This is a genomic window from Bradyrhizobium sp. STM 3843 (assembly GCF_000239815.1).
In the GTDB taxonomy this organism is placed as follows: domain Bacteria; phylum Pseudomonadota; class Alphaproteobacteria; order Rhizobiales; family Xanthobacteraceae; genus Bradyrhizobium.
Map to the genome: position 1 here is coordinate 1 of NZ_CAFK01000169.1, position 4584 is coordinate 4584.

3 protein-coding genes are annotated in these 4584 nt (G+C 64.5%); 2 read left to right on the forward strand and 1 reads right to left on the reverse strand.

Translation table 11 applies throughout. The features are described from left to right. Position 1 precedes the first annotated feature (1 nt). Complete coding sequence (locus tag BRAS3843_RS18400) at positions 2–1699, forward strand: methyl-accepting chemotaxis protein (protein WP_050886467.1); 1698 nt, start codon at positions 2–4, stop codon at positions 1697–1699. A gap of 120 nt (positions 1700–1819) precedes the next feature. On the opposite strand, the gene BRAS3843_RS18405 is transcribed toward BRAS3843_RS18400, so the two are convergent. After that, the gene (locus BRAS3843_RS18405; protein WP_008970499.1) at positions 1820–2899 is read right to left on the reverse strand and encodes an HD domain-containing phosphohydrolase; all 1080 of its coding nucleotides are present in this window, start codon (positions 2897–2899) and stop codon (positions 1820–1822) included. A 421-nt stretch (positions 2900–3320) separates the two neighbouring features. Between BRAS3843_RS18405 and BRAS3843_RS18410 the strand changes: the two genes are divergently transcribed. Further along, on the forward strand, positions 3321–4584 hold a 1264-nt coding region (locus tag BRAS3843_RS18410), incomplete at its 3' end, for an Hpt domain-containing protein (RefSeq protein WP_035982096.1).

The window sequence follows — 4584 nt, forward strand, 5'->3', positions numbered from 1 at the left end:
GATCAAGGCTAAGCTCGCCAGCGCGTTCGGATTGATCATCGTCCTGTCGACGGTGGCGGGCGGCATCGCCTACATGAAGCTGAGCGACATGATCACCAATGCGGACAGCATGGCGCTGCGTGCAACGCGGATGGAGAAGGCCGGGGAGATCGAGAAGGAGATCCTGGTCCAGCTCCGCAACGAGAAGAACGCCGTGCTCGGCACGGAGCAGCAGGCCGAGCAATTCGCTGCCGATACGGCGAAGAGCCGGGAGTCCACGCAAAAGACCAGGGACGAGGTCTACGGTCTGGCAAGCGAGGCGGGCAAGAAGCTGCTCGATAATTTCGCCGCCGCTTATTCCAGGATGATGGCGTTCCAGGACGAAACTTTCCGCCTGGCGCGAACGGACAAGGCGAAGGCGACCGAGCGCACCATGAATGAGGGCCGCAAGGTCGTGGCCGAGGCGCTCGAGGCCATGGGAGCCTATGTCTCGAACACGAAGAAACAACTGGCCGAGCAGGTCGTTCAATCGCGGACCGAAGGCCAGCAGGCCCAGTTCATCCTCTTGACGATCGTCGGCGTGTCGCTGGCAATCGCGATTGTGGCCGCCATCTGGATCTCGCTCAGCATCAGCCGTGCTCTTGGACGCGCTGTGGACCTGGCAGGCGCCGTTGCACATGGCGATCTCAGCCGCACCATTCCGTCGGCCAGCAATGACGAGATCGGCGACCTAATCCGGTCGCTGAACGGTATGGTGGAAAAGTTGCGGCAGGTGGTATCCGAGGCGCTGACGGCCGGACAGAACGTCTCCGCCGGCAGCCAGGAACTCTCCGCATCCGCCGAGCAGCTCTCGCAGGGCGCGACCGAGCAGGCGTCGTCCGCCGAGGAAGCTTCCTCCTCCATGGAGGAGATGGCGGCGAACGTGAAGCAGAACGCCGAGAATGCCAGCCAGACCGAGAAGATCGCAACGCAGTCCGCCAAGGATGCCGAAGCCAGTGGCGCCGCCGTCGGCCGCGCGGTGCAGGCGATGCAGACGATCGCAGAGAAGATCACCATCGTGCAGGAGATCGCGCGGCAGACCGATCTGCTGGCGCTCAATGCGGCGGTGGAAGCGGCGCGTGCCGGCGAGCATGGCAAGGGCTTTGCCGTGGTCGCCTCCGAGGTGCGCAAGCTCGCCGAACGCAGCCAGGCTGCGGCCGCGGAAATCGGCACGCTGTCCACCGACAGCGTCAAGGTGGCGCAGGAGGCAGGCCAGATGCTCGGCAAGCTGGTGCCCGACATCAAGAAGACGGCCGAGCTCGTGCAGGAGATCACCGCGGCCTGCCGCGAGCAGGATGTCGGATCGGCGCAGATCAATCAGGCGATTCAGCAGCTCGACAAGGTCGGTCAGCAGAATGCCAGCGCGTCCGAGCAGGTCTCTTCGACCTCCGAGGAACTGGCCTCGCAGGCCGAGCAGCTGCAGGCCACCATCTCCTTCTTCAGAATCGACGATGCCGCGACCGATTCGATCAGGGAGGCTCCCGCATCGATCGACCGTGCCGTCGGCCAGCTGCGCGGCAAGGCCGCAAAGATGGCGGCCGCCGATCGCAGCACCAAGAAGCATCCGCCGGTCCGGGCGGCGGCGCCGCGGCGCAATCTCAAGATGGCCAATGGCGGCGGCGGCTTCGCCTTTGCGATGGATGATGGTGCTGACGAGCGCGACGCTGATTTTCAGCGCTGATTCGTCGCCGGCGGGTTGGTTGCGGCATCAAGCATCGTGAGATGAGGTTGGTCTGACAGCGCGGGCAAGGTCCACCTCGCCCGCGCGATCAATTCGTGGCCGCGCCCGCAGGTGGCGCGCTCAGGCCACGAGCTGCGACTGTGGATCCTTGCGCTGGAACCGCGCCAGCGATTGGGTGGTCGCGATCGTTGCGACTTCGTCCCAGCGCGACATGAAGGCGTCGACGCAGTCGGGATCGAAATGCCGTGCGCGATTCGCGATCAGATAGTCGCGGGCGTCCATCAGCGGCATCGGCTCCTTGTACGGTCGCCGCGTCGTCAGCGCATCGAAAACGTCAGCGACCGCCACCACGCGCGCCGCGATCGGGATCTCCACGGCCCTCAAGCCGTTCGGATAGCCGCCGCCGTCCCACCGTTCGTGATGCGCCAGCGCGATCGTTGCCGCGAGCCGGATCAGGTCGCACTCGCTGTCGGCAAGGATGCGCTCCCCGATCCTGGCGTGCGTGCGCACGATCGACATCTCGCTGTCGGTGAGCCGGTCCGGCTTGAGCAGGATGTGATCTGGAATTCCGACCTTGCCGACGTCGTGAAGCGGCGCCGCGAGATAGATGTCGCGGCAGAAACGCGGGGGCAGGCCGAGCTGCTCGGCAATGATCTGACTGTATTTGGCGACCCGCAGCGTATGCTCGCCGGTGTCGTTGTCGCGATATTCGACCGCAAGCGCGAGCCGCAGGATGATCTCCTCCTCGCGGTCCTGCAGCTTGCGCGTGGCGGCGGCAACTTCGCCGGCGAGATGCGAGGCGCGGTCGTTGAGTTTCCGGACCGCCTGCCCGAGGCTGACGAGGTTGCGCAGCCGCACCCTCACTTCGACGCTGTTGGGACGTTTGGGGAGGAAATCCGTCGCGCCGGCCTCCAATGCCCGCAGCTTGATCTCGTCGGAATCGCTCGAAGTGATCATCGCCACCGGCGTTTCGCTGAAGCCGGGCAGCGAACGCAGCTCGCGGATGAAGTGGATGCCGTCCATCTTTGGCATCTCGTAATCGACCAGTGCGACGTCGAAATGGAGCTCACGGGCGACGCCAAGGGCCTGGATCGGATCGAGAAATGTCTTGGCCTCCACTGCCCCGTCTGCTTCGATAAGACGCTTCAGGAAATCGAGAACCGACGGACTATCGTCAACAATAAGCGCTTGGGTCAGCATCCGCCGATCTCTGGTTGAAACTGTAGACGGTGGCACCAAGCTACCGAAGCTAGGGATCGGTTCTTACCCCGCGGTTAATCGCGCCCTGGTCTTCCGAGCGCGATCCTCAATCCATGCGCGTGCGACTGTTCTTGTGCAATTCTCGTAATTATACGGGAAGCTTTTCTTTTCGCCTTTTAGCAATTCCCTAATCCTAAATACCTACCCTGTCACCGTCTTGGGGCTTTTTGGGGGCGCAGCGACCCCGGGACTGTGTGGGGGCATCCGTGGCTGATCCTGTCGAGTCCAAGTTGCGGCGTCCTGTCAGTTGCGTCGCCGTTACGATCTTTAGTCGCTCTGATTCCACGCTGCAGCCGGCCGGACGGCAATCGCCAGTTGAGACTGGCGGCTTGGCCGGGACGTCGAGCGTGCTGGGGCGGCCATGAGCAATCTCGATCCCGCGGAGGTCTTCCGCCAGGAGGCGAGCGAGCTTCTGGAGGTGCTCGAAGCTGCGCTGCTGGATCTGTGCGACCGTTCGGATGATCGCGAGCTGGTTGATTCGGCCTTTCGCGCCCTGCACACGATCAAGGGCTCGGGTGCGATGTTCGGCTTCGACAGGGTCGCGGCCTTCACCCATGAGTTCGAGACCGCGTTCGATCAGGTTCGCAAGGGTGTGATCGCGCCGACCCGCGAGCTGGTCTCGGTGGCCTTGGCTGCGAAGGACTATATTCGCGCGCTGATCGAGACACCGGATGAAACCGATACGATCATCGGGGATGCCATTCTGGACGATCTCAGGCAATTTCGCGCCAGTCCGGCGCCCGCTGCCGTTCCCCAGCCGCGCCTCGAGGTCCCGCCGGCGCCGCCGCGGGCTGCGGGGTGGAAGCTTTATCTGGAGTTCGAGCAGCATGTGCTGCGCAATGGCTCGAACCCGCTCGACCTGCTCGATGATTTGTGCCAGCTGGGCCCGTGCTTTGCGGTGCCGTTGACCGACGCTATTCCGCTGCTCGACGCGCTGGAGCCGGACGACTGCTATCTCAAATGGGACGTCACGCTGCATTGCGACTGCGAGCGCAGCGCGATCGACGACGTCTTCATGTTCGTGTCCGACGAGATGAAGCTCGTGGTGACCCCGCTGGCGCAGGTTGATCTTGCGCCGCCGGCCGCGGTCGTTGCGGCAGTCGAGGATGCGCCGACGATTGCGGGTGCTGACGAGGTGCCGGTGGTCGCCGCTGTCGAGGCGCCGCTGGCGCCGGCTACGGTTGAGGCTGCGGCACCTGCTGCGACCGAGCCTCCTGTTTCGACATCAGCACCTCCAGCGCCGGCCGCTGAGCCTGCCGCCAAGCCACGGCGCGAGGAGCCGAAGCGGAGTGACGAGCGTGCGGTCGCCACGGTGCGGGTGCAGGCCGAGCGGCTCGACGAGCTGATGGACCGGGTCGGCGAGCTCGTGATCGCGCAAGCGAGGCTGAGCCAGTTGGCGGCGACAAGCTCCGACCTCTCGATCAAGATGATCGCGGAGGAGATCGAGCGGCTCGCCGGCAGCCTGCGCGACACCACGATGGGCGCGCGGATGGTGCCGATCGGCTCGCTGTTCGGCCGCTTCCGCCGCCTGGTGCACGACCTGTCGCGCGACTTGAACAAGCCGGTCGAGTTCATCACGGTGGGCGAGGATACCGAGCTCGACAAGACCATGATCGAATGTCTGG

What these genes read in the sequence shown, in the direction of transcription:
- BRAS3843_RS18405 (WP_008970499.1), bottom strand. Translation starts at nt 2,899, where the DNA reads ATGCTGACCCAAGCGCTTATTGTTGACGATAGTCCGTCGGTTCTCGAT.